At 65.5% G+C, this 24369-nt stretch carries 25 protein-coding genes and 2 pseudogenes; 10 read left to right on the top strand and 17 right to left on the bottom strand.

Features of this window, described 5'->3' with window-relative positions; all coding sequences use genetic code 11:
* Window positions 1-14 precede the first annotated feature (14 nt).
* The gene (locus MYXE_RS09040; RefSeq protein WP_085193502.1) at window positions 15-1367 is read right to left on the bottom strand and encodes a salicylate synthase; all 1353 of its coding nucleotides are present in this window, start codon (window positions 1365-1367) and stop codon (window positions 15-17) included.
* Window positions 1368-1583: 216 nt separating this feature from the next.
* Here MYXE_RS09040 and MYXE_RS09035 point away from each other — a divergent pair, with 216 nt between their 5' ends.
* On the top strand, window positions 1584-1799 hold the full coding sequence (locus MYXE_RS09035) for a hypothetical protein (protein WP_085193504.1): 216 nt from the start codon (window positions 1584-1586) through the stop codon (window positions 1797-1799).
* 165 nt (window positions 1800-1964) lie between these two features.
* Entirely contained in the window at window positions 1965-3173 is a 1209-nt protein-coding gene (locus MYXE_RS09030; protein WP_085193506.1) for a sodium-dependent bicarbonate transport family permease, read from the top strand.
* A 104-nt stretch (window positions 3174-3277) separates the two neighbouring features.
* On the opposite strand, the pseudogene MYXE_RS09025 reads toward MYXE_RS09030, so the two are convergent.
* From MYXE_RS09025 to hemW, 3 genes and pseudogenes are all read right to left on the bottom strand, one after another.
* Window positions 3278-3733 (bottom strand): annotated as a pseudogene (locus tag MYXE_RS09025) (beta/alpha barrel domain-containing protein); the annotation flags it as partial.
* On the bottom strand, window positions 3730-5235 hold the full coding sequence (gene prpD, locus MYXE_RS09020) for a 2-methylcitrate dehydratase PrpD (RefSeq protein ID WP_085193588.1): 1506 nt from the start codon (window positions 5233-5235) through the stop codon (window positions 3730-3732). The gene prpD and the pseudogene MYXE_RS09025, both read right to left, overlap by 4 nt.
* A 162-nt stretch (window positions 5236-5397) precedes the next feature.
* A complete protein-coding gene (gene hemW / locus MYXE_RS09015; RefSeq protein ID WP_085193508.1) occupies window positions 5398-6567 on the bottom strand; it encodes a radical SAM family heme chaperone HemW in 1170 nt (389 codons plus the stop codon).
* Window positions 6568-6666: 99 nt separating this feature from the next.
* Between hemW and MYXE_RS25245 the strand changes: the two genes are divergently transcribed.
* The 4 genes from MYXE_RS25245 (at window position 6667) to MYXE_RS09000 (ending at window position 10021) form a co-directional block, all read left to right on the top strand.
* Window positions 6667-6804 (top strand): Ms4527A family Cys-rich leader peptide, encoded by a 138-nt coding sequence (locus tag MYXE_RS25245; protein ID WP_415624466.1) that lies wholly within the window; start codon window positions 6667-6669, stop codon window positions 6802-6804.
* A 108-nt stretch (window positions 6805-6912) separates the two neighbouring features.
* Window positions 6913-8592, top strand: coding sequence for a nitrite/sulfite reductase (locus tag MYXE_RS09010; protein ID WP_039890184.1), 1680 nt, complete (start codon window positions 6913-6915; stop codon window positions 8590-8592).
* The gene (locus MYXE_RS09005; protein WP_003921093.1) at window positions 8589-9329 is read left to right on the top strand and encodes a phosphoadenylyl-sulfate reductase; all 741 of its coding nucleotides are present in this window, start codon (window positions 8589-8591) and stop codon (window positions 9327-9329) included. Before MYXE_RS09010 ends, MYXE_RS09005 begins: the two co-directional genes overlap by 4 nt.
* Window positions 9326-10021 (top strand): sirohydrochlorin chelatase, encoded by a 696-nt coding sequence (locus MYXE_RS09000; protein WP_003921092.1) that lies wholly within the window; start codon window positions 9326-9328, stop codon window positions 10019-10021. Before MYXE_RS09005 ends, MYXE_RS09000 begins: the two co-directional genes overlap by 4 nt.
* Window positions 10022-10026: 5 nt before the next feature.
* Here MYXE_RS09000 and MYXE_RS08995 read toward each other — a convergent pair whose 3' ends face one another.
* From MYXE_RS08995 to MYXE_RS08975, 6 genes are all read right to left on the bottom strand, one after another.
* Window positions 10027-11061 (bottom strand): sulfate/molybdate ABC transporter ATP-binding protein, encoded by a 1035-nt coding sequence (locus MYXE_RS08995; RefSeq protein WP_003921091.1) that lies wholly within the window; start codon window positions 11059-11061, stop codon window positions 10027-10029.
* Window positions 11058-11873, bottom strand: coding sequence for a sulfate ABC transporter permease subunit CysW (gene cysW / locus MYXE_RS08990; RefSeq protein ID WP_085193510.1), 816 nt, complete (start codon window positions 11871-11873; stop codon window positions 11058-11060). The genes MYXE_RS08995 and cysW overlap by 4 nt, the downstream gene beginning before the upstream one ends.
* Window positions 11870-12748, bottom strand: coding sequence for a sulfate ABC transporter permease subunit CysT (gene cysT / locus MYXE_RS08985; protein WP_085193512.1), 879 nt, complete (start codon window positions 12746-12748; stop codon window positions 11870-11872). The genes cysW and cysT overlap by 4 nt, the downstream gene beginning before the upstream one ends.
* A complete protein-coding gene (locus MYXE_RS08980) occupies window positions 12745-13779 on the bottom strand; it encodes a sulfate ABC transporter substrate-binding protein (protein WP_085193514.1) in 1035 nt (344 codons plus the stop codon). The genes cysT and MYXE_RS08980 overlap by 4 nt, the downstream gene beginning before the upstream one ends.
* 125 nt (window positions 13780-13904) lie before the next feature.
* Entirely contained in the window at window positions 13905-13997 is a 93-nt protein-coding gene (locus MYXE_RS25240) for an Ms4533A family Cys-rich leader peptide (RefSeq protein WP_363119575.1), read from the bottom strand.
* A 142-nt stretch (window positions 13998-14139) separates the two neighbouring features.
* Window positions 14140-14331, bottom strand: a complete 192-nt coding sequence (locus MYXE_RS08975; RefSeq protein ID WP_039890183.1) for a hypothetical protein — start codon at window positions 14329-14331, stop codon at window positions 14140-14142.
* Window positions 14332-14391: 60 nt separating this feature from the next.
* Between MYXE_RS08975 and MYXE_RS08970 the strand changes: the two genes are divergently transcribed.
* Both MYXE_RS08970 and MYXE_RS08965 read left to right on the top strand, forming a co-directional pair.
* A complete protein-coding gene (locus MYXE_RS08970; RefSeq protein WP_003921086.1) occupies window positions 14392-15603 on the top strand; it encodes an FAD-dependent oxidoreductase in 1212 nt (403 codons plus the stop codon).
* A 51-nt stretch (window positions 15604-15654) separates the two neighbouring features.
* The gene (locus MYXE_RS08965; protein ID WP_085193590.1) at window positions 15655-17658 is read left to right on the top strand and encodes a glycoside hydrolase family 15 protein; all 2004 of its coding nucleotides are present in this window, start codon (window positions 15655-15657) and stop codon (window positions 17656-17658) included.
* Between the two features lie 12 nt (window positions 17659-17670).
* On the opposite strand, the gene MYXE_RS08960 is transcribed toward MYXE_RS08965, so the two are convergent.
* From MYXE_RS08960 to lepA, 3 genes are all read right to left on the bottom strand, one after another.
* Entirely contained in the window at window positions 17671-18123 is a 453-nt protein-coding gene (locus tag MYXE_RS08960; RefSeq protein WP_161552064.1) for a sensor domain-containing protein, read from the bottom strand.
* Between the two features lie 2 nt (window positions 18124-18125).
* On the bottom strand, window positions 18126-18398 hold the full coding sequence (locus MYXE_RS08955; protein WP_161552063.1) for a hypothetical protein: 273 nt from the start codon (window positions 18396-18398) through the stop codon (window positions 18126-18128).
* Between the two features lie 95 nt (window positions 18399-18493).
* On the bottom strand, window positions 18494-20428 hold the full coding sequence (lepA, locus tag MYXE_RS08950; protein ID WP_415624465.1) for a translation elongation factor 4: 1935 nt from the start codon (window positions 20426-20428) through the stop codon (window positions 18494-18496).
* Window positions 20429-20456: 28 nt separating this feature from the next.
* Between lepA and MYXE_RS08945 the strand changes: the two genes are divergently transcribed.
* On the top strand, window positions 20457-21035 hold the full coding sequence (locus tag MYXE_RS08945; protein WP_039890182.1) for a type II toxin-antitoxin system PemK/MazF family toxin: 579 nt from the start codon (window positions 20457-20459) through the stop codon (window positions 21033-21035).
* Window positions 21036-21051: 16 nt separating this feature from the next.
* Here MYXE_RS08945 and MYXE_RS08940 read toward each other — a convergent pair whose 3' ends face one another.
* Window positions 21052-21480: a CBS domain-containing protein gene (locus MYXE_RS08940; protein WP_003921081.1), complete on the bottom strand. Its 429-nt coding sequence runs from the start codon at window positions 21478-21480 to the stop codon at window positions 21052-21054.
* 289 nt (window positions 21481-21769) lie between these two features.
* Window positions 21770-21976: a hypothetical protein gene (locus tag MYXE_RS08935; RefSeq protein ID WP_161552062.1), complete on the bottom strand. Its 207-nt coding sequence runs from the start codon at window positions 21974-21976 to the stop codon at window positions 21770-21772.
* Between the two features lie 273 nt (window positions 21977-22249).
* Here MYXE_RS08935 and MYXE_RS24350 point away from each other — a divergent pair.
* Window positions 22250-22434, top strand: a pseudogene (locus MYXE_RS24350) (ribonuclease Z); the annotation flags it as partial.
* Window positions 22435-22540: 106 nt separating this feature from the next.
* Here MYXE_RS24350 and MYXE_RS08930 read toward each other — a convergent pair.
* Together MYXE_RS08930 and MYXE_RS08925 are read right to left on the bottom strand one after the other, a co-directional pair.
* Window positions 22541-23380: a transglutaminase family protein gene (locus MYXE_RS08930; protein ID WP_085193519.1), complete on the bottom strand. Its 840-nt coding sequence runs from the start codon at window positions 23378-23380 to the stop codon at window positions 22541-22543.
* Complete coding sequence (locus MYXE_RS08925) at window positions 23380-24357, bottom strand: alpha-E domain-containing protein (RefSeq protein ID WP_003921078.1); 978 nt, start codon at window positions 24355-24357, stop codon at window positions 23380-23382. Before MYXE_RS08925 ends, MYXE_RS08930 begins: the two co-directional genes overlap by 1 nt.
* Between the last annotated feature and the right edge of the window lie 12 nt (window positions 24358-24369).

Genomic DNA, 24369 nt, shown 5'->3' with positions numbered 1-24369 from the left:
ATGCGTGGCGAAACCTACCGGCATGCGACCAGATACGGGGCCAGTGTGGTCAGCTTCTCGCAGGTCTCCTCGAATTCGCGATCCGGGTCCGATGCGCCGATAATGCCGGCCCCGGCGCGCAGCCAGGTGCAACCGCCGTGCTCGAAGACCGCACGCAGCGTCAGTGCGGCATCCAGCCCACCGTCAGCCGAAAACATCACCACTGCACCCGAATACAACCCGCGCGGGCCGTCGTCGAGACGCAGGATCGCGTCGACACCGGCGGCCTTGGGAATGCCGGACGCGGTGACGGCGGGAAACAACGCCTCCAAGGCATCCATTCGGTCTTTCGACGCGTGGAGGCGGGCACTGACGGTCGAGCCCAGGTGCTGCACACTGCCCCGCTCGCGCACCGTCATGAAGTCGGTGACCGCCGCACTGCCGGGCTCGGCGATCTCAGTAATCTCCCGCAACGAGCCGCGAACGGAAATAGCATGCTCCACAATCTCTTTGGCATTCGATTCCAGGTCGTCGCGAGCCTGCCGGTCGTGGACCGGTCCCCGGCCCAGCGCCCGCGTGCCCGCCAGCGGCTCAGTGACCACCACGCCGTCGCGGCGTACCGCCGCAACAAGCTCCGGGCTGTAGCCGAGGGCACGAAACCCTCCCAGCCGCAACAAAAACGAGCGCGCGGGGGTGTTGTGTCTGCGGCCTAACCGGTAGGTGGACGGGAAGTCCAGCTCAAATGGCACGTCAACGCAACGTGACAGGATCACCTTGTGATAGCGACCATCGATGATCTCACCGATGGCCTGTGCCACCCGACCGCGGTACCCGGCGGTATCGTCGGTCACCTCCACGGGTGACGCGGGCGGCGGCTTGGGCACGCCGTCGCTGAGCAGCCGGTGCACCGCCTGACGGTGGCGGTCCTCGGCACCGTGCAAATCAACTGCGTCGCTAGTGACCACGATTCGGGTCCGCGGCCAAAATACCCTGGCCAGCGGGGTATGCGGTGCCAGGCGCTCCTGCAGACCGAAGCGATACGCCCCGAATTCGAAAGCGACCCAGCCAAAGGCATGATCAGCTTCCAGCAGCAGCCGGTCGACCGCCTCACCGAGCACACGTCCCGGCCGCCCAGACCACGACTGGTGCTGGACGACCCCGTCGCGAACGACACGCAGTTCGTCGCAGTCCAGCTCGACGAGGGCCAGCACCCCGCACGCCAACACCCACTGCCCGTCGCGCTCGTAGAGCAGGTAGTCTTCGCCATCCCGTTCGGGCAGCGCCGCCGCCAACTCGGCTGCCAGGTCGGCCGGGTCAATGTCGGCGGGCAACCGGATCGACTGCGACGCGGCGTCCGCAGAGCTTGTCTCGACACCGACCTCGGTCACGGTTAGTAAATGTAGCCTAACCTATCAAGCCGTGGGCGGGTCTCCCCGCAACACGAACTGCCGGCCACCGCTGGGCGTGACCGGACAGCCATCTGCCGTTTCCGAAACGTTCATTGGCCAGCCGCCAAAGCAGTGCAGTCGCAGATAGCGGCTGTCCGTAATATCACGGTCGGTTTGCGGACCCTGCGGAATGCACGACAGAGAGGGGCAACCAGTATGTTCATCATCCGGCTCCTTGACGGGGAAGAGATCCACGCAAACGACGGCGACCAGCTCACCCTCAATCAGGAGACCGGCGTGCTGACCGTCTCCCGGGTGGACGGATTCGACGAGGTCACCACGCATTACTCACCGTCGGTGTGGGCATCGGTGACGCACCGCGTCAAGGGTGCCGTCGGCGTTAAGCCCACGCTGGTGTCGGCGTCCCACTAGGCCCCGTCCAACCTGTAGGTTGCCTGCGAAACCAGTGATAGGCACGCAATGTGACTCGCCATCCGGCATCGGCACCGCTATGTTTGCGGGGTTGCCCACGGCGGCTTGGCTGCACGCGAAATCGTGGGTGCCCGCACCGCAGCGTTGAAATAAAGGAGAGGCCGCATGCTGCTGGAGTTCTGGCATAACTTCACTCACAACCTTTTCAAGCCGCTGCTGCTGTTCTTCTATCTCGGGTTCCTGATCCCCTTGCTGAAGGTGGAGTTCGAATTCCCCTACGTGATTTATCAGGGACTGACGATGTATCTGCTGCTGGCCATCGGCTGGCACGGCGGTGAAGAGCTCGCCACCATTCACGCGTCGAGCATCGGCAACATCGTCGGGTTCATCGTCTTGGGTTTCGTCTTGAACTTCGTGATCGGTCTGCTGGCCTACCTGCTGCTGACCCGCATGACAAAGATGCGGCGGATCGACAAAGCCACGGTCGCCGGCTATTACGGGTCAGACTCGGCGGGCACCTTCGCCACCTGCGTGGGGGTTCTTGCGACGGTGGGGATGGCCTTCAACGGCTTCATGCCGGTGATGCTGGCCGTCATGGAGATGCCCGGCTGCCTGGTGGCGCTCTATCTCGCGGCCCGCCTGCGACACCGGGGGATGGACGCGGCGGGGACCATGCCCGATGAGCCCGGTTACGTAGCGGCGAAGGTGGGGCCGGGCGCGGCCACCAGGCCAGCACCGGGAACACATCTGGGCAGCGACCGTGAGCAAGGCATCGAGCAGGAGATGGAGCTGTCCCTGGAGCTGCGGGAACATCCCGAGGACGCCGCCACCGAACAGGGCATCGGGACGATCAAGCTGCTAAGAGAGGTCTTGCTCAACCCCGGCCTCTATCTGCTGTTCGGCGGCATCATCATTGGGCTGATCAGCCGGTTACAGGGCCCGAAGGTGGTGCACGACGACGACAACGTGTTCGTGGCCGCCTTCCAGGGTGTGCTGTGCCTGTTCTTGCTGGAGATGGGCATGACAGCGTCTCGCCGGTTGAAGGACCTCAAAACCGCCGGGCCCGGTTTCATCCTGTTCGGTCTACTGGCGCCCAACCTGTTCGCCACACTCGGGATCATCACCGCCCATACCTACGCGCATCTCACTCATTTCCACTTCAAGCCGGGCACGTACATCTTGTTCGCGGTGCTTTGTGCCGCCGCCTCCTACATCGCCGTCCCCGCGGTGCAGCGACTCGCAATACCCGAGGCAAGCCCAACCCTTCCCCTGGCCGCGTCGCTGGGCTTGACGTTTTCCTACAACGTCACCATCGGAATCCCGCTCTACATCGAGATCGCCCGGGTCATCACCCAGCACTTCCCGGTCACGTGACGTCGCGGCCCGCCGCGGCGCTGCAATGCCGATGGCGCGACGCGTTCGCCCCCATCGTCGGCCGATTCGGGGTCAGGTAACAGGAACCTTCCGCTGCGATGGCCCCCAGCGGTGCCGGTGCGCGCGCAGACGACGAAATTCGGGCCGCACCGGGCAGATACCGCGGCCGGCAAGCGCTTTACCATGTCGCTGGCGGGCACCACGGACTTGTTGTCGAGGTGGCCGCAGTGCTTCGGGTTGACTTGGTCCTCGAGGTGGCAGCCGGCCAGCCCGGCGTCCTCCAGTACCGTCACGGTGCGCGCCGTCAACGTCGCGATCTGCGCGCCCGCGCGCACACTTCGGTCAGGGTGGTCAACCCGATGTCGGGCAGGCCCAAATCGGCCGAAAGCACCCGCACCGGACACGTACACCCCGTCGAACCCGAGCGCTGCGATGAGTTTCGCGACTAACGGTGAGGAAGCACCGGGAAACCGTTGCAGCCGACCGCTTTCCAGCGCGGCCCGGAAACGGGCACGCTTGTCTGCCGCGGACACGCCGCTGGCGATGAGCCCGCTCTTCAGAAGATGCCCGTGGGGATCGTCGGCGCTCTTTCGAGCACCTCAGGATTCACCCTGAGGTTGAGCGCACTCAGGGCTCCTCGGTCGAGCCTGGACAGGCCATCAACCGTCGTGAGGAATCGATGCTGTTCGGCGTTGTCGATCACGCCGTCGGCCAGCTCGGTAAATTTCGCCAGATATTGCTTGCGCTCAAATGGCCTGGCGCCCAACGGATGAGCGTCGGCGACAGCGACCTCGTCGACGATCACCTCACCGCTTTCGAGGGTGACCTCCGCGCGGGCGCCGAAGGCCTTGCGCGCCGGGTCGACCGCATGATAGCGCCGGGTCCATTCAGGGTCCTCGACCGTGGCGATCTTGCGCCACAACTCGATGGTGTCGGGTCGGTGCGCCCGCTCCCAGCTGTAGGACCGTTCGTGATGCCAAGTGCCGTCCTGCAACGCGACCGCGAAGATGTACATCACCGAGTGATCCAATGTCTCGCGGGATGCGTCCGGGTCGAACTTTTGCGGGTCGCCCGAACCGGTGCCGATCACCACGTGAGTGTGGTGGCTTGTATGCAGCGCGATCGTCGCGATCTGGTCGAGGTCGCCGATACGCTCACGCAGCCGCCTGGCCAAGTCGATGAGGGCCTGGCTTTGGTACTCCGCCGAGTATTCCTTGGTGTAACTCTCCAGAATGGCCCGTTTCGGCTCACCCCGTTCGGGAAGCGGGACGTGGTAGGTGTGTTCGGGCCCGGAAAGCAGCCAGGCGATCACCCCATCCTCGCCTTCCCAGATCGGCGCGGGTGAGCCCTCCCCCCGCATGGCTCGGTCGACGGATTCGATCGCGACCTTGCCGGCCCATGCCGGAGCGAATGCCTTCCAGCTGGAAATCCGACCCTTGCGCGACTGCCGGGTTGCCGTGGTGAGATGCAGTGCCTGCCCGATCGCGCAGTAGATGACCTCTTTATCGAGGCGAAGCATCGTGCCCAGACCGGCGGCCACCGATGGGCCGAGGTGTGCGACGTGGTCGATCTTGTGCTCGTGCAGGCAGATTCCCTTGGCTAAGTCGATCTGGATCTCGTAGCCAGTCGCAATGCCGCGGATCAGGTCCGCCCCGGCCACTCCAAGATGCTGCGCGACGGCCACCAACGGCGGAATGTTGTCGCCAGGGTGCGCGTACTCCGCCGCCAAAAATGTGTCGTGGAAGTCCAATTCGCGCACGGCCACTCCGTTGGCCCAGGCCGCCCATTCCGGCGAATAGTTGCCGTCGACTCCGAAAACCTGCGCACCCCTGCTCGTGCAGGTGTGCGCAAGCGCCTGGGCGCGCGCGACGGTGACCGGACGGCGGATAACCGCGGCGGCGGACACCGCGGCGTTGTCGATGATACGGTTGATCACCATCGCCTCGGTCTCTGTGGGCACCGCGACGGGGTCCGCCGCTACCTCGGCTATCTTCCACGCCAGGTGTTCACTGCGGGGGAATTCGTCGACGCTGCGCCGCGTCCGCACGTCGTGGATGCGCATGAACCGCACGCTACGCAGGACGATCTGCGAAGTAAATCCACTGTAAAAGAATAATTTTGTGTCCTGAACCGACAGTTTTTGCGAATGTTGCGTAACGCCGACGAAAATCGTTCGCCGGCAAGCGTGCAACCGCAGCGCAACCATCCGGCTGCGGTTGAGCTTTCAACCCAGCACCGTGCGCACCACCGCATCAGCCAACAATCGGCCGCGGTCGGTGAGCACCAGCCGCTCGCGTTCGTTCGTCACTAGACCATCTGCGATGGCGACCGCGGCGCGCTCCCGTTCCTCGGGGCGCAGCAGCCTTAACGGCAGGCCTTGGCGCAGGCGGATTTTCAACATCACGTCTTCGGTGTGCAAAGCCTGCGCGTCGAGTTCTTCGAAACCCGCTACCGGAAGCGATGATTCGGCCACCAACACTGCATAGCTATTGGGGTGCTTGACATTCCACCATCGAGTGATACCGACATAGCTGTGGGCTCCCGGTCCGGCACCCCACCACTGGCCGCCATCCCAGTAGCCGATGTTGTGCCGGCACCGCCCGCCGGGTCGGCTCCAGTTGGAGACCTCATACCAGTCGAAACCGGCCCCCTGCAGCAACGCGTCGACGATCTCGTAGCGATGGGCGAGTACGTCCCCGTCGGGCGCGGCCAGCTCACCACGGCGGACCCGTCGGGCCAATGCGGTGCCCTCTTCGACCACGAGCGCATACGCCGACACATGATCGACACCCGCCTCGACCGCCGCGTCCACCGAGCGCCGCAGATCGTCGTCGGATTCACCCGGAGTCCCGTAGATCAGGTCGAGGTTGACATGCTCGAAGCCCGCAGCCAGCGCCTCGCGGGCCGCGGCCACCGCGCGCCCGGGGGAATGAACCCGGTCCAGCGTCGCGAGCACCCTCGGCGACACCGACTGCATCCCCAGCGATATCCGGGTATAGCCGGCCCTGCGCAGCGCGTCGAACAACTCCGGCGACGTGGATTCCGGGTTGGCCTCGGTGCTGACCTCGGCGTCGGGAGCCAGCCCGAACTGATCCCGCACCATCTCGAGCACCGCGCACAGTCGCTCGGCGCCCAGCAGCGACGGCGTCCCACCTCCGACGAACACGGTGTCCGCCGTCGGCCCGCCCAACCGTGCAGCCGCCAGCTTCAGCTCCGCGCCCAACACGCTCAGCCAGGCGTCCGGGTTGACCCCGCCCAACTCGGCTGGAGTGTAGGTGTTGAAGTCGCAGTAGCCGCAGCGGGTCAAACAGAACGGCACGTGCACGTACACGCCGAACGGTGCGCCGGGTGCCAGTCGCACCTCCGGAAGGCCAACAGGCACCGTCTGCGCCATAGCACCGATCCTGCCAGGAAATTCGCGGGCCGCGTTCACGTGGCATTAAGGGACTGCGAGTAATTTCGCTCACTGTGAGCAAAAGTTCGGCCTGGTCGCATGGCTCGCCGGTACGTATGGCACAATGGGCGGGTGACCGTCGCCTACCGCAGCTCATTCCGTATTCCGTTGGTGGCGCGTCGGCACATCGATCTCAAGCGTGTCTGCAGCTGTCGCTGTCCGGCCTTGATGTCGTAGACCCGCCCACCTGTACTTGCAGCTGGCCGCCGGATCTGCGCCGCCGGGACAGCCTCCGGTGATGTGCGCGGTCCACACGCCGGCTCCTCCGCGAAGGAGAACCCGCCAATGACCACTTCCCGTCCCAGCCCCCCACGTTCTAGGGGCCGCGCTGAAGGCCAGTGGGCGCTGGGCTATCACGAGCCGTTGAATGCCACCGAGCGGCTCAAGAAGGACGACGATCCGCTCAACGTGCGGGCCCGCATCGAAAACATCTACGCCCAGCGCGGATTCGACAGCATCGACAAGACCGATCTGCGCGGCCGGTTCCGCTGGCTGGGCCTCTACACCCAGCGTGCCGAGGGCTACGACGGCACCTGGACCGGTGACGAGAACGTCGACCTGCTCGAGGCCCGCTACTTCATGATGCGAGTACGCACCGACGGCAAGGCACTCTCGGCTGCTGCGGTCCGAACCCTGGGCGAGATCTCGACCGAGTTCGCCCGCGACACCGCCGACATCTCCGACCGAGAGAATCTGCAGTACCACTGGATCGAAATCGAGAACGTCCCCGAAATCTGGCAACGGCTGGCCGCGGTCGGCTTGCAGACCACCGAGGCCTGCGGCGACTGCCCCCGGGGCATGCTCGGTTCACCGCTGGCCGGTGAATCGCTCGACGAGGTGCTCGACGCTACCCCGGCCCTTCAGGAGATCATTCGCCGCTACATCGGCAACCCGGAGTACGCCAACCTGCCCCGCAAGTACAAGACCGCGGTCTCGGGTCTGCAGGACGTCGCGCACGAAATCAACGACGTCTCCTTCATCGGGGTGCGGCACCCCGAACACGGGCCGGGCCTGGACCTGTGGGTGGGCGGCGGGCTGTCGACAAACCCGATGCTGGCCCAGCGGGTCGGTGCCTGGGTGCCGCTCGACGAGGTGCCCGACGTGTGGGAAGCGGTGACCGCGGTTTTCCGCGACTACGGCTACCGGCGGCTGCGCTCCAAGGCCCGGCTGAAATTCCTGATCAAGGACTGGGGCATACCGAAATTCCGGGAAGTGCTGGAAACCGAGTACCTCAAGCGGCCGCTCATCGACGGTCCGCCTCCCGAACCGGTCAACCACCCGATCGACCACGTCGGCGTGCAGCGGCTGAAGAACGGCCTCAATGCGGTCGGCGTGGCCCCGATCGCCGGGCGGGTCACCGGCACGAAACTGTCGGCGGTCGCCGACCTCATGGAGCGCGCCGACTCGGATCGGGCCCGGTTCACCGCCTACCAGAAGCTGATCATCCTCGACGTGCCCGACTCCAAGCTGGACGAACTGGTCACCGGTCTGGACGCGCTGGGGCTGCCGTCGCGGCCGTCGCACTGGCGCCGGAACCTCATGGCGTGCAGTGGTATCGAGTTCTGCAAGCTGTCGTTTGCCGAAACCCGAGGTCGTGCACAGCTTTTGGTTCCTGAGTTGGAAAAACGCCTGGAGGACATCAACTCCCAACTCGATGTGCCGATCACGGTGAACATCAACGGCTGCCCGAACTCGTGCGCGCGGATCCAGGTCGCCGACATCGGGTTCAAAGGCCAGATGATCGACGACGGCCACGGTGGATCGGTCGAAGGCTTTCAGGTGCATCTGGGCGGCAGCCTGGGCGCCGACAGCGGCTTCGGGCGAAAGTTGCGCCAGCATAAGGTCGCCGCCGACGAGCTTGGCGACTACATCGACCGGGTGGTCCGCAACTTCGTCAAACACCGCAACGAAGGCGAGCGGTTCGCACAGTGGGCCATGCGCGCCGATGAGGATGATCTGCGATGAGCGATTCGACAACCTGGACCGAGGCGCGGCTGCGCGAGCTGGCGGCGCGCGGCGCCGCCGAGTTGGACGGCGCGAGCGCCACCGAGTTACTGCAGTGGACCGACGAAACCTTCGGCGGCGTCAACGGGCCCCGAGGCTGGGCGACCTGCAACTATGTCGTGGCTTCCAACATGCAAGACGCCGTGCTGGTGGATCTGGCCGCCAAAGTCCGCCCCGGTGTGCCGGTGCTGTTCTTGGACACCGGCTACCACTTCGTGGAAACGATCGGCACCCGCGACGCCATCGAGGCCGTCTACGACGTGCACGTGCTCAACATCACTCCGGAGCACACCGTGGCCGAGCAGGACCGGCTGCTGGGCAAGAACCTGTTCGCGCGTGACCCCAACGAGTGCTGTCGGCTGCGTAAGGTCGCCCCGCTGGCCAAGGCGTTGCGCGGTTACGCAGCGTGGGTGACGGGGCTGCGCCGAGTCGAGGCGCCGACGCGCGCCAACGCCCCGTTGATCAGCTTCGACGAGCAGTTCAAGCTGGTGAAGGTCAACCCGCTGGCGGCCTGGACCGACCAGGACGTGGCCGACTACATCGCCGAGCATGATGTGCTGGTCAATCCCCTTGTCTACGAAGGCTATCCATCGATCGGCTGCGCCCCGTGCACGGCCAAGCCGGTCGACGGCGCCGACCCGCGCAGCGGGCGCTGGAAGGGGACCGGCAAGGTCGAATGCGGGCTGCACGCGTCGTGACCACACTCGTATTGACCGCACACGGCAGCGCGGATCCTCGCGCGGCCGCCAATGCCCGCGCTGTCGCGCGCCGGTTGCGGCACATCCGGCCAGGTCTGGACGTGCGGGTGGCGTTCTGCGAGCTCACCTCGCCGCGCCTGGTCGACGTGCTGACGCCGGGTGCCGTTGTCAGCCCGCTGCTGTTGGTCGACGCCTACCACGCTCGCGTCGACATACCACGACAAATCGCCGGTTTTGCCGATGTGCGCCAAGCCGATGTCCTCGGCCAAGACGAGCGCCTACTAGCGGTGCTGCGCGAAAGACTCAGCGACGCAGGGGTTTCCCCACTGGACAGCGAAGTCGGCGTTCTCGTGGTGGCTATCGGCTCGTCGTGCGTCGATGCGAACGCGCGCACCTCGTCCGTGGCGCCGAGGCTGGCGGCGGGCACCTGCTGGGCAGGTGCCGCGACAGCGTTTGCCACCAGGCCCAGATCGCTGGCACACGCTGTCGGCGAGTTGCGGCGCCGCGGGGCGCGTCGGCTGGTGATCGCGCCGTGGGTGCTGGCGCCGGGACGGTTGGTCGACCGGGTGCGTGAGTTCGCCCAAGACGGCGGCATTCCGATGGCCGCCCCGCTTGGTGCCCACCGGCTGGTCGCCGAGACCGTGCTGGATCGCTTCGACCAAGCGCTGACCGCTGACCGGTTGGCGGCCTAACAGTCCTAGGTCAAGGCCTCGGCGCTGGATACCGGCACGTCGTCGGCAATCGGCGGAACCCGGGTGGCCGCCACGTACACGGTGTCCCCCTCCTTCAGGCCGAGCGCCTCGGCGTCGCCGCGGGTGATTTGGGCGGTGAACGGGCTGCCAGTAGCCGCGTTGGTCAACTCGACGCGCACCTCGAAGCCGAGCATCACGACCCGGTCGATGGTGGCTCGGATGACCCCGGCCGCCTCCGCGGCGGCGTCGCCGGCGGCGATTTTCATATCGGGGCGGCGGCCGACCCTGATGTCGTGTGGACGCACCAGGGTGCCGTTCAACGAGGAGACTTTGCCCAGGAACGACATCACGAACGCGTTCACAGGAGTGTCGTAGACCTCGGTCGGCGATCCCACCTGTTCGATGCGACCCTTGTTGAGCACGGCGATGCGGTCAGCCACGTCAAGCGCCTCGGCCTGATCGTGGGTCACCAGCACCGTGGTGACGTGCACGTCGTCGTGCAGCCGACGCAGCCACGCGCGCAGGTCCTCGCGGACCTTCGCGTCGAGTGCACCGAACGGCTCGTCAAGCAGCAGCACTTGTGGGTCGACGGCCAGCGCGCGGGCCAGCGCCATCCGCTGACGTTGACCACCGGAAAGTTGGTTGGGGTAACGGTTTTGGAATCCGCTCAGCCCCACGATCTCGAGCAGGTTGTCAACTTTCTTGGTGATCTCGCTTTTAGGACGCCTGCGGATTTTCAACCCGAACGCCACGTTGTCGCGCACCGTCAGATGCTTGAACGCCGCATAGTGCTGGAACACGAAGCCGATCCCGCGTCGTTGCGGCGGCACCCGGGTAACGTCGCGACCGTTGATCGTGATGGTGCCGCGGTCGGGCTGGTCGAGACCGGCGATGGTACGCAGCAGTGTCGACTTGCCAGAACCGCTTGGACCCAGCAGCGCGGTCAGGGAGCCGGCGGGCACGGTGAAGTCCACGTCGTCGAGCGCGACGAAATCGCCGTAGCGTTTGTAGGCACCGGCCACGATGATCGCGTCAGTCATGGCACCTCCTTTCGTACGCGGCGCGCATCGAGGACGACCTGAAACACGAGAACCACCACGGAGACCGTCATCAGCAGCACTGACAACGCGTAGGCACCGTATTCAGCGCCTCGGTTGTAGCGGTCGGAGACCAACAGGGTCAGCGTCTGCGAGGTGCCTGGAAGGTTCGAGGACACCATGAGCACTGCGCCGTATTCCCCCAATGTGCGAGCGATGGTCAACACGATGCCGTAGGTCAGTCCCCACCGGACGGACGGCAAAGTGATCCGCCAGAACGTCTGCCACCAGTTGGAACCCAGTGTCGCCGCCGCCTCCTCCTGGTCGGTGCCCAGCTCGTGCAGCACCGGTTCGACCTCGCGAATCACGAACGGCAGCGTGACGAAGACACTGGCCAACACGATGCCGGGCAGACCGAAGATGATCTTGAACCCGAAGTCTCGTTCGATGAAGCCCAGTGCACCGGCCGAGCCCCACAGCACGATCAGCGCCACACCCACGATCACCGGTGAGACCGCGAATGGCAGGTCGATGATGGCCTGCAGCACACCCTTGCCGCGAAACCTGTTGCGCGCCAACACCAACGCCGTAGGAATGCCGAAGATCACGTTCAGCGGCACGACGATCGCCACCACCAGTAACGACAGGTGCAGCGCCGACACCGCGGCCGGAGTGCTGACGTAGGCGAAGAACTGGCCAATCCCGGGCGCGAATGCCCGCCACAGGATCACCGCCACCGGGACAATGACCAACACGAACACATACCCGAGCGCCACCCCGCGGATCAGGCGGCGAACCCACGGCGAGAGCGTCATGCGGCCAGCTCCTCCCGTTTGGCTGCGTGGGCTCCCAAGGTGCGCAGGGCGAACAACACGACAAATGAGATCGCCAGCAACACAATCGATATCGCGGCAGCGCCGGTGCGATCGTCGTTCTCGATCAGTGTCCTGATCCACTGCGAGGACACTTCGGTTTTGCCCGGCACCGCGCCGCCGATAAGCACCACCGACCCGAATTCGCCGATTGCACGCGAAAAGGCCAGCCCCGCACCGGATAACAATGCCGGAGTCAGCGAGGGCAGCACCACGCGAAAGAAGATCGTCGGGCTGCTCGCCCCCAGCGATGCAGCCGCCTCTTCGGTCTCGCGGTCGATCTCGAGCAGCACCGGCTGCACGGCCCGCACCACGAAAGGCAACGTCACGAACGCTAGCGCGACCCCCACACCCCACGCGGTGTGCTGAAGATGCACACCTACTGGACTGTGCGGCCCGTAGAGTGCCAGCATCACCAGGCTGGCCACGATGGTGGGCAACGCGAACGGCAGGTCGATGACGGCATCGACAAGCCGCTTGCCCGGAAAGTCGTCGCGCACCAGGACCCACGCGATAAGCAGGCCAAACGGCAGGTTAAGCAGGGTGACACCGGCTGAAATCGTCAGCGTCACCCGAAACGAGTCCAGCGCCGCATTGGAGGTCACCGCCAACCAAAAAGCCCGCCAACCGCCACCGGCGGCCTGCCAGCCGATCGCGGCCAGCGGCAACAGCACGATTACCGACAGCCATACCACCGCTACCCCGACGCGCAGCGACACGCTGGCTTGATGCAGGTCGGGCCGGCTCAGCCCGCGATCAGCGTGGTGGTCGAGTTCGGGCCGGATCGCCTCCGGGTCGGGCGTGATCGTAGTCGTCATCCCGTGGCCTTCATATAGATCTTGCTGATGCTGCCGGTGGTCTTGTCGAACAACTGCGGGTCGACCACGTCCCAGCCACCGAGGTCGGTGATGTTCCACAGTTTGACCGGTGCCGGGAACTGGTCTCGCACCTCCGCGGCGACCGCGGGATCGACTGGTCGGAAACCGGCTTGCGCCCAAAGCTTTTGCGCCTCAGCCGTGTACTGGAAGTTTTTGAACGCGGTCGCGGTGTCCAAGTGGCTGCTGGTGGTCACCACCGCCAGCGGGTTTTCAATCTTGAAGGTCTGCGGCGGGTTGATGTGCTCGATCGGCTTACCCTGACGCTCAGTGGCGATGGCTTCGTTTTCGTAGCTGATCAATACGTCACCGCTGCCCTGGACGAAGACATCGGTGGCTTCGCGGCCCGATCCCGGCCGCAGTTTCACATGTTCACTCACCAGTTTGTTGACAAAGTCGAGGCCCGCCCGGCTATTCCGGCCACCGCCGCTTTTGGCGGCATACGGGGCCAGCAGGTTCCATTTGGCCGACCCTGAACTCAGTGGGCTTGGGGTGATGACTTCCACACCGGGCCGCAGCAGATCGTCCCAGTCCTTGATCTTTTTGGGATTGCCCGCGCGCACCACCAGGGTCACCACGGACCCGAATGGGATGCCCTTGGTGGCGTCTTTGTCCCAGTCCTTGGAAACCTTGCCCGCCTTGACCAGTCGGGTGATATCGGGTTCGACCGACAAGTTCACCAAATCCGCCGGCTTCCCGTCGACCACGCCGCGTGACTGGTCGCCGGATGCCCCGTACGAGGTGATGACTTGCACGCCCCTGCCCTGTTCGGACGCATTGAATGCGGGAATTACCTTGCTCCACCCCGGTTCTGGCGCCGAGTAGGCGACCAGGGTGATGCTGGTATGCGCGTTGGCCGCGGCACCCCCGACGACGTCACTGGCGCCGCCGTGGCACGCGACAACAATGCTCGCGACAGTCGTGAATCCAACAACATGCCGCCAGCGTGAGGCGCATACGGCGTTGCTGAACATTGGCGACCTTCCCATGCGGCTTTGGATTACGAGTCCCCTGTTGCGGAAAGGCTTCTCGGAGTCCGGAATCAGTAATCAGCGATGTTCACGGGCTCGGCGCCGGACCGCGGGCCGGGGTAGGGATGTCAGCGACAACAGTGGATATCGGCCACAGCGCAATTCCCCACAGCAATGAGCGCCAAGATATAGCACGCTCGGTTGCCGGACGCTGTATGCATGGCGCGAAGCCTAACAGAAGGCATCCACGCGCCGCCCGTTCAGATGCGTGTCAGCGCGTCAGCAACCAGGTGACGATCACCAGCACCACCAACACGACCAGCACCAAGGTCACATGCGAACGCGGCATCCCGGTTTTGCCGATCATCGGGAATCCCCGTCATGGCGGACCCGACGCATCAGCCGGATGCCTCGACCCAAAACCCCGTCCAGCACCACCGCGATGAGGTAGGCCAGCGCCAGCACGACGGGCATCACCACGATGGTCTGCAGCACGAAGCCGAGCCCGGACAACCACAGCTCGACGCCGTCCCACCAACTCAGGAACCCGTCCACCGAGCTCACCCTATTCGCCGCGACGTCGGACAACCAACGTAACCTCAGCGGATGTCCCCAATGCGCGAAGAAACCACCTGCGCGATCGTCGGTGGCGGCCCGGCCGGAGTGGTGCTCGGGCTGCTCTTGGCCCGCGCGGGCGTCGAGGTCACGTTGCTGGAGAAGCACGGTGACTTCCTGCGCGACTTCCGCGGTGACACCGTGCACCCGCCCACGCTGCGGCTGCTCGACGAGCTGGGGCTCTGGGAGCGCTTCGCGGCCTTGCCCTACAGCGAGGTCCGCAACGCGACGGTGGTATCACGGGGGCGCACGGTGACCTACGTCGACTTCGAACGGCTGCGCCAACCCCACCCCTTCATCGCGATGGTGCCGCAGTGGGACCTGCTGAACCTGCTTGCCGAAGCCGCGCAGACCGAGCCGACGTTCACGTTACGGATGCGCACCGAAGCCACCGGTTTGCTGCGGGAGGGCGGCCGGGTTGCCGGGGTGCGTTACCAGGGGCCCGGCGGAGCCGGTGAACTGAGCGCCGAGTTGACCGTGGGATGTGACGGCCGATGGTCGGTCGTCCGGCGAGAGGCCGCGCTGCCGGGACGCGAATATCCGGTGCGCTTCGACGTGTGGTGGTTTCGGTTACCCCACCAGCGGTCGGCGCAGTTTTCCTTGCTGCCCCGCATCGGCCACGGCAAGGCGCTCCTGCTGATTCCCCGGCAGGGCTATTTCCAGATCGCTTACCTCGGGCCCAAGGGCGCCGACCCCCAGTTGCGTGCACGAGGTATCGAAGCGTTCCGCCGCGACGTCGCCGAGCTGGTGCCCGAAGCGGCCGAGTCGGTGGACGCGCTGACGTCCATGGACGACGTCAAGCACCTCGACGTGCGGATCAATCGGCTGCGTCGGTGGCACACCGACGGGCTGCTGTGCATCGGTGATGCCGCACATGCGATGTCGCCGGCGGGAGGTGTCGGCATCAATCTCGCGGTCCAGGACGCCGTCGCCGCAGCGACATTGCTGGCCGGCCCGCTGCGGCGGCACCGGGTGACCGCCCGCGACCTCGCCGCAGTCCGCCGCCGCCGCGCGTTGCCCACCGCCGTGACCCAAACGATGCAGCGGGTGGTTCACCGGCAAGTGGTCGACCCGATCCTTCGCGGTGAGGACCCCACCCAGTCGGCGGTGCTCAGCCTGGTCGATCGGCTGCCGTGGCTTTCGGCGCTGCCAGCCTTTCTCGTCGGGGTGGGCATCCGCCCCGAACACGCCCCGGCTTTTGCCAAGCGCTGACACACCCCGCGGCAAGTGGACGCCGGCTGCCCGGCAGATGATGATATCGGCATGGTCCTGCACGCCGAGTCCGCCGACGAGGCCGCTGACCAGACCTTCGTCGCGCCCCTCACCGTCACGTCGCCGGTACCGGTCACGGCGGGCGGATCGCTGCGCAACCCGTTCCCGCCGATCGCCGACTACGCGTTTTTGTCCGACTGCGAAACGACGTGCCTGATCTCGCCGGCGGGCTCGGTGGAATGGCTGTGCGTGCCGAGGCCGGACTCGCCGAGCGTGTTCGGCGCGATCCTGGACCGTAACGCCGGCCATTTCCGGCTCGGCCCCTATGGGGTGTCGGTGCCTTCGGCGCGGCGCTATCTGCCCGGCAGCCTGATCATGGAGACCACCTGGCAAACCCACACCGGCTGGCTGATTGTGCGTGACGCGCTGGTGATGGGGCCGTGGCACGACATCGATCGGCGATCGCGCACCCATCGCCGCACGCCGATGGACTGGGACGCCGAGCATATCCTGCTGCGCACCGTGCGCTGTGTCAGCGGCACCGCCGAGCTGATGATGAGCTGCGAGCCGGCGTTCGACTACCACCGCATCAGCGCGACGTGGGAATATTCGGCCGACGCCTACGGTGAGGCCGTCGCCAGCGCCAAAACGGATCCCGATGCTCATCCGACGCTTCGGCTGACTACCAATTTGCGCATCGGGCTGGAGGGCCGCGAAGCGCGGGCACGCACCCGGCTCAAAGAGGGTGACGACGTGTTCGTCGCCTTGAGCTGGTCCAAACACCCCGCCCCGCAGACATACGCGGAGGCCGCCGACAAGATGTGGCAGACCACGGAATGCTGGCGGCAGTGGATCAACATCGGCAACTTCCCCGACCACCCGTGGCGGGCGTATCTGCAGCGCAGTGCGCTTACGTTGAAGGGCTTGACCTACTCGCCCACCGGCGCGCTGCTGGCGGCAAGCACCACCTCGCTTCCGGAAACCCCGCAGGGCGAGCGCAATTGGGACTACCGCTACGCGTGGATTCGCGATTCGACGTTCGCGTTGTGGGGGCTTTACACCCTGGGCCTGGATCGTGAGGCCGACGATTTCTTCTCGTTCATCGCCGACGTTTCGGGCGCCAACAATGGAGAACGCCATCCGTTGCAGGTGATGTACGGCGTCGGCGGCGAACGCATCCTCGAGGAACAAGAGCTGCCCCATCTGTCCGGATACGACCACGCCCGCCCGGTCCGGATCGGAAACGGCGCCTACAAGCAAAACCAACACGACATCTGGGGTGCGATCCTGGACTCGTTCTACTTGCACGCACGCTCGCGTGAGCAGGTCCCCGAGACACTGTGGCCGGTGCTCAAAAAGCAGGTCGAAGAGGCGGCGGCGCACTGGCGCGAGCCCGACCGCGGCATCTGGGAGGTGCGCGGCGAACCCAAGCATTTCACCTCGTCGAAGGTGATGTGCTGGGTGGCGCTGGACCGGGGCGCCAAGCTGGCCGAGCGGCAGGGCGAGAAGGCCTACGCGCAGAAGTGGCGGGTGATCGCCGAAGAGATCAAGGCCGACATCCTCCAGCACGGGGTCAATGCCAAGGGCGTGTTCACCCAGCACTACGGCGCCGACGCGCTGGATGCGTCGCTGCTCATGGTGGTGCTCACCCGGTTTTTGCCCCCCGATGACCCCCGGGTGCGCAACACCGTGCTGGCCATCGCCGACGAACTCACCGAACAGGGCTTGGTGTTGCGCTACCGCGTTGAGGAGACCGACGACGGGCTCACCGGGCTTGAGGGCACCTTCACCATCTGCTCGTTCTGGCTGGTGTCGGCGCTGGTCGAGATCGGGGAAGTCAGCCGCGCCAAGCATTTGTGCGAGCGGCTGTTGTCGTTTGCCAGCCCGCTGTACCTCTACGCCGAGGAGCTCGAGCCGCGCACCGGCCGTCATCTGGGCAACTTCCCGCAGGCGTTCACCCACCTGGCGTTGATCAACGCGGTAGTGCACGTGATCCGCGCCGAAGAAGAAGCCGACGGCACCGGGGTTTTCCAGCCGGCCAACGCACCCATGTAGCGCCCGGCCGCGTCAGCTCAGGTCGCTGATCTTGTCCATCATCCGCCGCGCAATGGCGATGGCCCGGGTTTCCGGGTCGCCCGGGGCCGGGTCCGGGGTCGAGCGAACGTCGGCAGAAAACGGAACCTTGACCTCGACGAGGCAGTTCACCCGAACCCCGATGGCCCGTGCGATCGGGCTGGGCGAAGTTTGCAGAGTGGCCGCGAGCACCGAGTCGGCAACGCGCACGTCGGTGATCCGGTACGTCTGGTCGCGGTAGGTTGCGGCTTTGCCGTCGCAGCGGCTCCACTGCTCGGCGAACGTCGCGAACAGCGCGTCGGCCTCGGCGGCCGTCGGCAACGCGACCACGCCTTCGTCGACCGCGACCACGCCAGCGAAAGCGCTGCGCCCGTCCAGCCAGCTCTCCCAGACCACGTCGCGGACGTCGGCGGATCGGTAGCTGCTCGACTGCATTTCGGCCAGCACCCCTAGACAATCGTTGGGGCCCGGCACCAGGGTGCGAAACAACTTGGTCGCGCCCCGTAGCGGGGCGGCTGCAGAGCCCTTACCGACTGGTCGAGCAGTTTTTCCAGCTCAGCGGTGCCCAGCAACGCCTGCTCGATCGTCACCCCGGTGACCGGGCGCGGTGCTATCCCGGCCACCGGTCGTCCGGCGCCGCCGACGACGACGCTGCAGCCCGCGCCGAGCAGCGCGGCCAGCAGACACGTCACAATCGTCCCGATGCTGCGGACGTTATGCATGCGCGTGGTGCCCCTCTCGCGTGCACAGCAGTTCGAGTCTTGTAACGGATTTCGTTCGACCCGTCAAGTCGACGCGCGCTGCTCCCCGGGGATCGCTACTTCTTGGTTTTGTCACCGCCGACGTCGGTCGACAGTGCCGCCACGAACGCCTCCTGCGGCACGTCGACCCGTCCGATGGTCTTCATCCGCTTCTTGCCTTCCTTCTGCCTTTCCAGCAGTTTGCGTTTGCGAGTGATGTCACCGCCGTAGCATTTGGACAGCACATCTTTGCGTATCGCCCGAATATTTTCTCGCGTAATGATTTTCGAGCCGATCGCCGCCTGCACCGGCACCTCGAACTGCTGACGGGGAATGAGTTCTTTGAGCTTGGCGGTCATCCTGTGCCCGTAGCCGGCCGCGGCGTCCTTGTGCACGATCGCGCTGAACGCGTCGACCGGCTCGCCCTGCAACAGGATGTCGACCTTGACCAGCTCGGCTTCCTGCTCGCCGGCCTCTTCGTAGTCCAGGCTGGCGTAGCCGCGGGTGCGTGACTTCAGCGCGTCGAAGAAGTCGAAGATGATCTCGCCCAGGGGCATGCGATAGCGCAGCTCGACACGTTCCGGGGACAGATAGTCCATGCCGCCCAGTTCTCCGCGGCGCGACTGGCACAGCTCCATGATCGTGCCGATGAATTCGCTGGGCGCGATGATGGTGATCTTCACGACGGGCTCGTAGACGGTGCGGATCTTGCCCGACGGCCAATCCGACGGATTGGTCACTTGGACTTCCGTCCCGTCGTCTTTGACCACCCGGTAGACGACGTTGGGCGAGGTCGAGATCAGGTCGAGGTCGAATTCGCGTTCCAGCCGCTCGCGGGTGATCTCCATGTGCAGCAATCCCAAAAAGCCGCAGCGGAATCCGAAACCGAGCGCCACCGAGGTTTCCGGTTCGTAGGTGAGCGCGGCGTCGTTGAGCTGTAGCCGGTCCAGCGCATCGCGCAACGCGGGGTACTCCGAGCCGTCGACCGGATACAGGCCCGAATACACCATCGGTTTGGGTTCGCGGTAACCGGTCAGCGGTTCGGTCGCGCCGTGGCGCGCGGTGGTGACGGTGTCGCCGACCTTGGACTGGCGAACGTCCTTCACGCCGGTGATCAGATACCCCACCTCCCCGACCCCGAGTCCGGCGGTGGGCTTGGGTTCCGGGGAGACGATGCCCACCTCGAGCAGTTCGTGGGTGGCGCCGGTGGACATCATCGCGATCCGCTCGCGCGGGGTGATCTTGCCGTCGACCACCCGCACGTAGGTGACCACGCCGCGGTAGGTGTCGTAGACGGAGTCGAAGATCATCGCCCGCGTCGGGGCGTCGGCGTCGCCCCGGGGCGGCGGCACCTGCCGGACCACCTCGTCTAACAGATGGGCCACCCCCTCACCGGTCTTGCCGGACACCCGCAACACGTCGGCGGGCTGGCAGCCGATGATGTGGGCGATCTCGGCGGCGTAGCGGTCGGGGTCGGCGGCGGGCAGGTCGATCTTGTTGAGCACCGGGATGATCACCAGGTCGCGGTCCAGTGCCAGATACAGGTTGGCCAGCGTCTGGGCCTCGATGCCCTGTGCGGCGTCGACCAGCAGCACCGCGCCTTCGCAGGCCGCCAGCGCCCGCGACACCTCGTAGGTGAAGTCGACGTGGCCGGGGGTATCGATCAGATGCAGCACGTATTCTTTTCCGGCGTCCGGCCCGCCGCTGATTCGCCAGGGCAGGCGCACGTTTTGCGCCTTGATGGTGATGCCGCGTTCACGCTCGATGTCCATCCGGTCCAGGTACTGCGCACGCATGGAGCGTTCGTCGACCACGCCGGTGAGCTGCAGCATCCGGTCGGCCAGCGTGGATTTGCCGTGGTCGATGTGGGCGATGATGCAGAAATTCCGAATCTGCGCCGGCGCGGTGAAGGTCTGGTCGGCGAAGCTGCTGATGGGAATCTCCTGGTACGACGGGTTACGCGCAATGCGCAGGTACGTCCAGCGTATCGAGGCGCGGTCGCGACGACACAATCGCGGCGGGCGGTCTTATCCTGCGAACATGGCGTCACAGTGGAGGACGTTGCAGCGAATGGCGGAACACCTCGTGTTCAACGAGGCCCCGAAATTCATCCGCCAGCTGCATAACTCGCCTGGCATCCAGCGGGGTATCAAGTTCGGCCTTGACGTCATCAGCGGCAGCATCCCCCAACCGCCTGCGGCCATCACCGAAGGCCGGCCCGTGACCAGCCGCAGTGTGCCCACCGCGCAGCGGGCCCGCAAGCTCGTCTATGCGCCGGATTTGGACGGGCGTGCCGATCCCGGCGAAATCGTGTGGACCTGGGTGGTTTACGAGGACGACCCGACCCGAGGCAAGGACCGTCCGGTCCTGGTGGTCGGCCGCGACCGGCGAACCTTGCTCGGGTTGATGCTCTCCAGCCAGGAAAGCCATGCCGACGATCCGAACTGGGTCGGGATCGGGGCCGGTAGCTGGGACGAGACCGGCAGACCAAGCTGGGTTCGCCTCGATCGGGTACTCGACGTGCCCGAGGCGAGCATCCGCCGCGAGGGCGCGGTCTTAGATCGCGACGTCTTCGAGGTCGTGGCCACGCGGCTGCGCGCCGAATACTCGTGGAGCTGACCGGCCCGCGGCGCCCTTAGCCCTGGGTGATGTAGGACTGCAGCTGCGCGTGCTCGGCTTCCAGCTCGTCGATGCGGGTCTTGACGACGTCGCCGATGCTGACGATGCCGACCAGCTCCCCGTTTTCGACCACCGGCACGTGCCGCACCCGATTCTCGGTCATCAGCGCGCTGATGGCATCGACCGTGTCGGACTTGGTGCAGGTGGCCACCACCGACGTCATGATCTTCGACACCGGCCAAGCGAGCACGCGAGAACCGTGGTTGTGCAGCTCGCGCACGACGTCACGTTCGGACACGATCCCTTCCAGCCCATCTGGTCCGACTACCACCATGGCGCCGATATTGTGCTCGGCTAATCCGGCGAGCAGCTCGGTGACCGTGGCATCGGGATTGATGGTCACGACCGCCGCGCCCTTGTTCCGCAACACGTCCCGAATTCGCATAGCGCCTCCCGCCGGTTGTGAGGTGGTTCACATCAGGCTACGCGTTCTTGCTGGGCGTGGAAGCACTACCCGGATGCGGCCACAGCGGCGAAGACAGCCGCCCGGCACCGAAACGCGCGACCGGGCGGCTGACTCACCGGATAACCAGCGTGTTCGTTTCAGAAGCCCGGGAACGCAACGCCCGTGTCCAGGCCAGCGGAATCGCGGAAAGACCCCAGCGGTCCGCCGAAATTATCGGAACCTCCAGTGGACAGACGGCCGCCGTTATCGCCGAGCCTGCCCGACCCACCTACTGAACTACCACCCGAAATATCGAACGGCCCGGTGACACTTGCTGACCCGCCCGCCGACGTACCGGCGGACCCGTCGAAATCATGGTCGTCGGCCCGGGCGACGCCGCCGCCAGCGGGATGAGCCCGGCGGCCAGGACGGCGCCGGCAGCGATCCCCAGGCCGACAGCGATACCGCGTCGCCGGTGGTATGCATTGTGGCTCATGAAGCCCTCCAATCGGTTTCACCTCGTGGTTCTAGTACCGCGGTTGGGGTGCGCTCAGCCAACAACCCCGGGCGCAAATTCGAGAACCCCCCACGTGTCCCCTCCAAGCAGGGACTTCAGCCACCCTAAACACTTTAAATGCGCTAAGTCAACGACGATCTCGCCCACGCAGATGTGCCATGTCAAAAACGTTGTGGGAAAACCACAGTGGGCAGCGCCAGTCGGCCGCATCGCTTGCGTGAACCCTGCGGCATGGTGAAGTGAAACCTCTGAATTAGCCTGGCCGGCGACACGGTGCCATGCGAGGGCCTCCACGAGCTGGCCTGCGGAGCAGATGCATTGGTGCACACTGTGATTCTTAGGATTTCGTCAGGAAGCTGCCACAGCAGCGGATCAGGGACATCGCTGACTACCACTCGTCAGTGCAGGAGGGCGCCACGACAGCCAAGCGCGCCGGACCCGTTCACCAGGCGGCCGGGCCCGGCGAGAACAGCGCCCCAGGCCACCACCCGACCGATTTGGCGGACGGGTCGTTCCTCTGCTCAACAAAATGCGAGGCCGGGGCTAAGCCAGTCTGGTGATCTCGACGATCACGTCGAGGTCGGTCGCACCCTCCCCGGAGTAGATGCCTTTCAGCGGCGACACGTCCGAGTAGTCGCGGCCCACTCCCACACTGATGTACTGCTCGTTGATCTCAGTGTCATTCGTCGGGTCATAGTCCCACCAGGCCCCGGTCCACGCCTGGATCCACGCGTGACTTTGCCCGTCCACCGTCTGCCCCACCACACCGTCGCGGTCGGGATGCAGGTATCCGGACACGTATCGCGCCGGAATTCCCATGCTGCGCAGCAAAGTCAGCGACAAGTGCGCGAAATCCTGGCATACCCCCATACCCTCACGCAGCGCGTCTAGTCCCGAGAAGTGCACGCCGGTAGTACCCGGTAGGTAGCGCAGTTCGCTGCGCACCCACCGGGCGGCGGCAACGACAGCATCGCCCGGCTCATGGTATTTGGCGATCCTCCTGCCCACGGCGGCAACGCGTCTGCTCGCCGGGGTATAGCCGGTCGGGACGAGCACCTCGTCGAACCGATCGACCACCGCCTCGGTTTGTAGCTGGGCCCAACTCGCCTTCTCGGCCGGCGGTTCGAGACGGTCCGTCTCCACAACCGAGGACGATGTGACTGTCAGTTCGCTGTGCGGGGCGTGCAGATCGAACGCGGTCACTGCGGTGCCCCAGTAGTCGACATAGCGGTATGACCGGGTAGCCGGCACCGTCTCGACGCGGTTGAGAATCACGTTCTGCCGTGTGTCCGACCGCGGTGTCAGCCGGGCCTCGTTATACGACGCGGTAACCGGCGAAGGGTAAGCATAGCCCGTGGTGTGCACCACCCGCATCCGCCACATCAGGCCTTCCCCCGCACGGCCGGCTGTGGGCGACGTTGACCCACATCGGACCACGCCACCCACGGCGCGACATGAAAGTACTGCAGCGCCAACGCGTCTCCGACTTCGCGGCAGGTGTTTTGCAGGCCGGCCAGCCGGGACTCCAGCGACTCGAGCAGCGCACCCGGTTGCAGGAATTCGAGTTCACTGCGGGCCCGACCGAGCAGCCGCTGGGCTTCCGCGGTCGCACCGACCCGGCTCTGCGGGTGACGCAGCAGCTCGTCGAGGTTGTGTTCGGCCACCTTCAGCGAGAAGAAGATCGAGCGCGGGAAAAGCCGGTCCAACAGCATGAACTCGACCACCCGGTTGGCGTCCAGCACGCCGCGGTAGGTGCGTAGGTAGGTGTCGTGCGCCCCGGCTGAGCGCAAAACCGTCACCCACGCCGGCGATGACGCGCTGTCCCCTACGCGTGAAAGCAACAGCCGCACCGTCATATCCACACGTTCGATCGCGCGACCCAGCATCATGAAGCGGTAGCCGTCGTCACGGGACAGCGTCGAGTCGGCCAGACCCGCGAACATCGCTGCACGACCTTCGACGAACGATAGAAAGTCATGCGGCCCAAAGCGTTTGGCTGCCCGCTCGCGTTCGGCGAGTGCGTTGTAAGTGGTATTCAGGCATTCCCAGATCTCGGTGGACGTCACTTCCCGCGCTGAGCGTGCGTTTTCCCGAGCAGCCGAGATCGCGTCGACGATGGAGCAGCCTCCTTGGGTGTTATGGCGAAACGCCACCAAATCAGTCAGCGACCAGACGTCTAACTCCGACTCCGGTGGCTCCATCCCGAGCACGTGCAGCAATACCCGGGAGGTGTGGTCGGGGTCGACGCTGGAGTCCTCGAGCAGTTGGTGCACGGTCACATCGAGAATGCGTGCGGTGTCGTCGGCGCGCTCGACGTAGCGGCCTATCCAGTACAGCGCCTCGGCGTTTCGTGCCAGCATTCTTTGCCCGCC

This window comes from Mycobacterium xenopi (assembly GCF_009936235.1).
Taxonomy (GTDB): Bacteria; Actinomycetota; Actinomycetes; order Mycobacteriales; family Mycobacteriaceae; genus Mycobacterium; species Mycobacterium xenopi.
The sequence above is the reverse complement of the archived record's forward strand: the minus strand, read 5'-3'. Positions and strand labels throughout refer to the sequence as shown.

Bases quoted from the DNA above. Each gene is read 5' to 3' on its own strand.
- MYXE_RS08965 (WP_085193590.1), top strand. From the start codon at position 15,655: ATGGTCCTGCACGCCGAGTCCGCCGACGAGGCCGCTGACCAGACCTTC.
- MYXE_RS08970 (WP_003921086.1), top strand. From the start codon at position 14,392: ATGCGCGAAGAAACCACCTGCGCGATCGTCGGTGGCGGCCCGGCCGGA.
- MYXE_RS08935 (WP_161552062.1), bottom strand. From the start codon at position 21,976: ATGAGCCACAATGCATACCACCGGCGACGCGGTATCGCTGTCGGCCTG.
- MYXE_RS09005 (WP_003921093.1), top strand. From the start codon at position 8,589: ATGAGCGATTCGACAACCTGGACCGAGGCGCGGCTGCGCGAGCTGGCG.
- MYXE_RS09010 (WP_039890184.1), top strand. From the start codon at position 6,913: ATGACCACTTCCCGTCCCAGCCCCCCACGTTCTAGGGGCCGCGCTGAA.
- prpD (WP_085193588.1), bottom strand. From the start codon at position 5,235: ATGCGCATCCACGACGTGCGGACGCGGCGCAGCGTCGACGAATTCCCC.
- MYXE_RS08925 (WP_003921078.1), bottom strand. From the start codon at position 24,357: ATGCTGGCACGAAACGCCGAGGCGCTGTACTGGATAGGCCGCTACGTC.
- MYXE_RS08930 (WP_085193519.1), bottom strand. From the start codon at position 23,380: ATGTGGCGGATGCGGGTGGTGCACACCACGGGCTATGCTTACCCTTCG.
- MYXE_RS08955 (WP_161552063.1), bottom strand. From the start codon at position 18,398: ATGCATAACGTCCGCAGCATCGGGACGATTGTGACGTGTCTGCTGGCC.
- MYXE_RS08945 (WP_039890182.1), top strand. From the start codon at position 20,457: ATGGCGTCACAGTGGAGGACGTTGCAGCGAATGGCGGAACACCTCGTG.
- MYXE_RS09035 (WP_085193504.1), top strand. From the start codon at position 1,584: ATGTTCATCATCCGGCTCCTTGACGGGGAAGAGATCCACGCAAACGAC.
- hemW (WP_085193508.1), bottom strand. From the start codon at position 6,567: ATGGCGCAGACGGTGCCTGTTGGCCTTCCGGAGGTGCGACTGGCACCC.
- MYXE_RS25240 (WP_363119575.1), bottom strand. From the start codon at position 13,997: ATGCATACAGCGTCCGGCAACCGAGCGTGCTATATCTTGGCGCTCATT.
- cysT (WP_085193512.1), bottom strand. From the start codon at position 12,748: ATGACGACTACGATCACGCCCGACCCGGAGGCGATCCGGCCCGAACTC.
- MYXE_RS25245 (WP_415624466.1), top strand. From the start codon at position 6,667: ATGGCTCGCCGGTACGTATGGCACAATGGGCGGGTGACCGTCGCCTAC.
- MYXE_RS09030 (WP_085193506.1), top strand. From the start codon at position 1,965: ATGCTGCTGGAGTTCTGGCATAACTTCACTCACAACCTTTTCAAGCCG.
- cysW (WP_085193510.1), bottom strand. From the start codon at position 11,873: ATGACGCTCTCGCCGTGGGTTCGCCGCCTGATCCGCGGGGTGGCGCTC.
- MYXE_RS08940 (WP_003921081.1), bottom strand. From the start codon at position 21,480: ATGCGAATTCGGGACGTGTTGCGGAACAAGGGCGCGGCGGTCGTGACC.
- MYXE_RS08980 (WP_085193514.1), bottom strand. From the start codon at position 13,779: ATGTTCAGCAACGCCGTATGCGCCTCACGCTGGCGGCATGTTGTTGGA.
- MYXE_RS08995 (WP_003921091.1), bottom strand. From the start codon at position 11,061: ATGACTGACGCGATCATCGTGGCCGGTGCCTACAAACGCTACGGCGAT.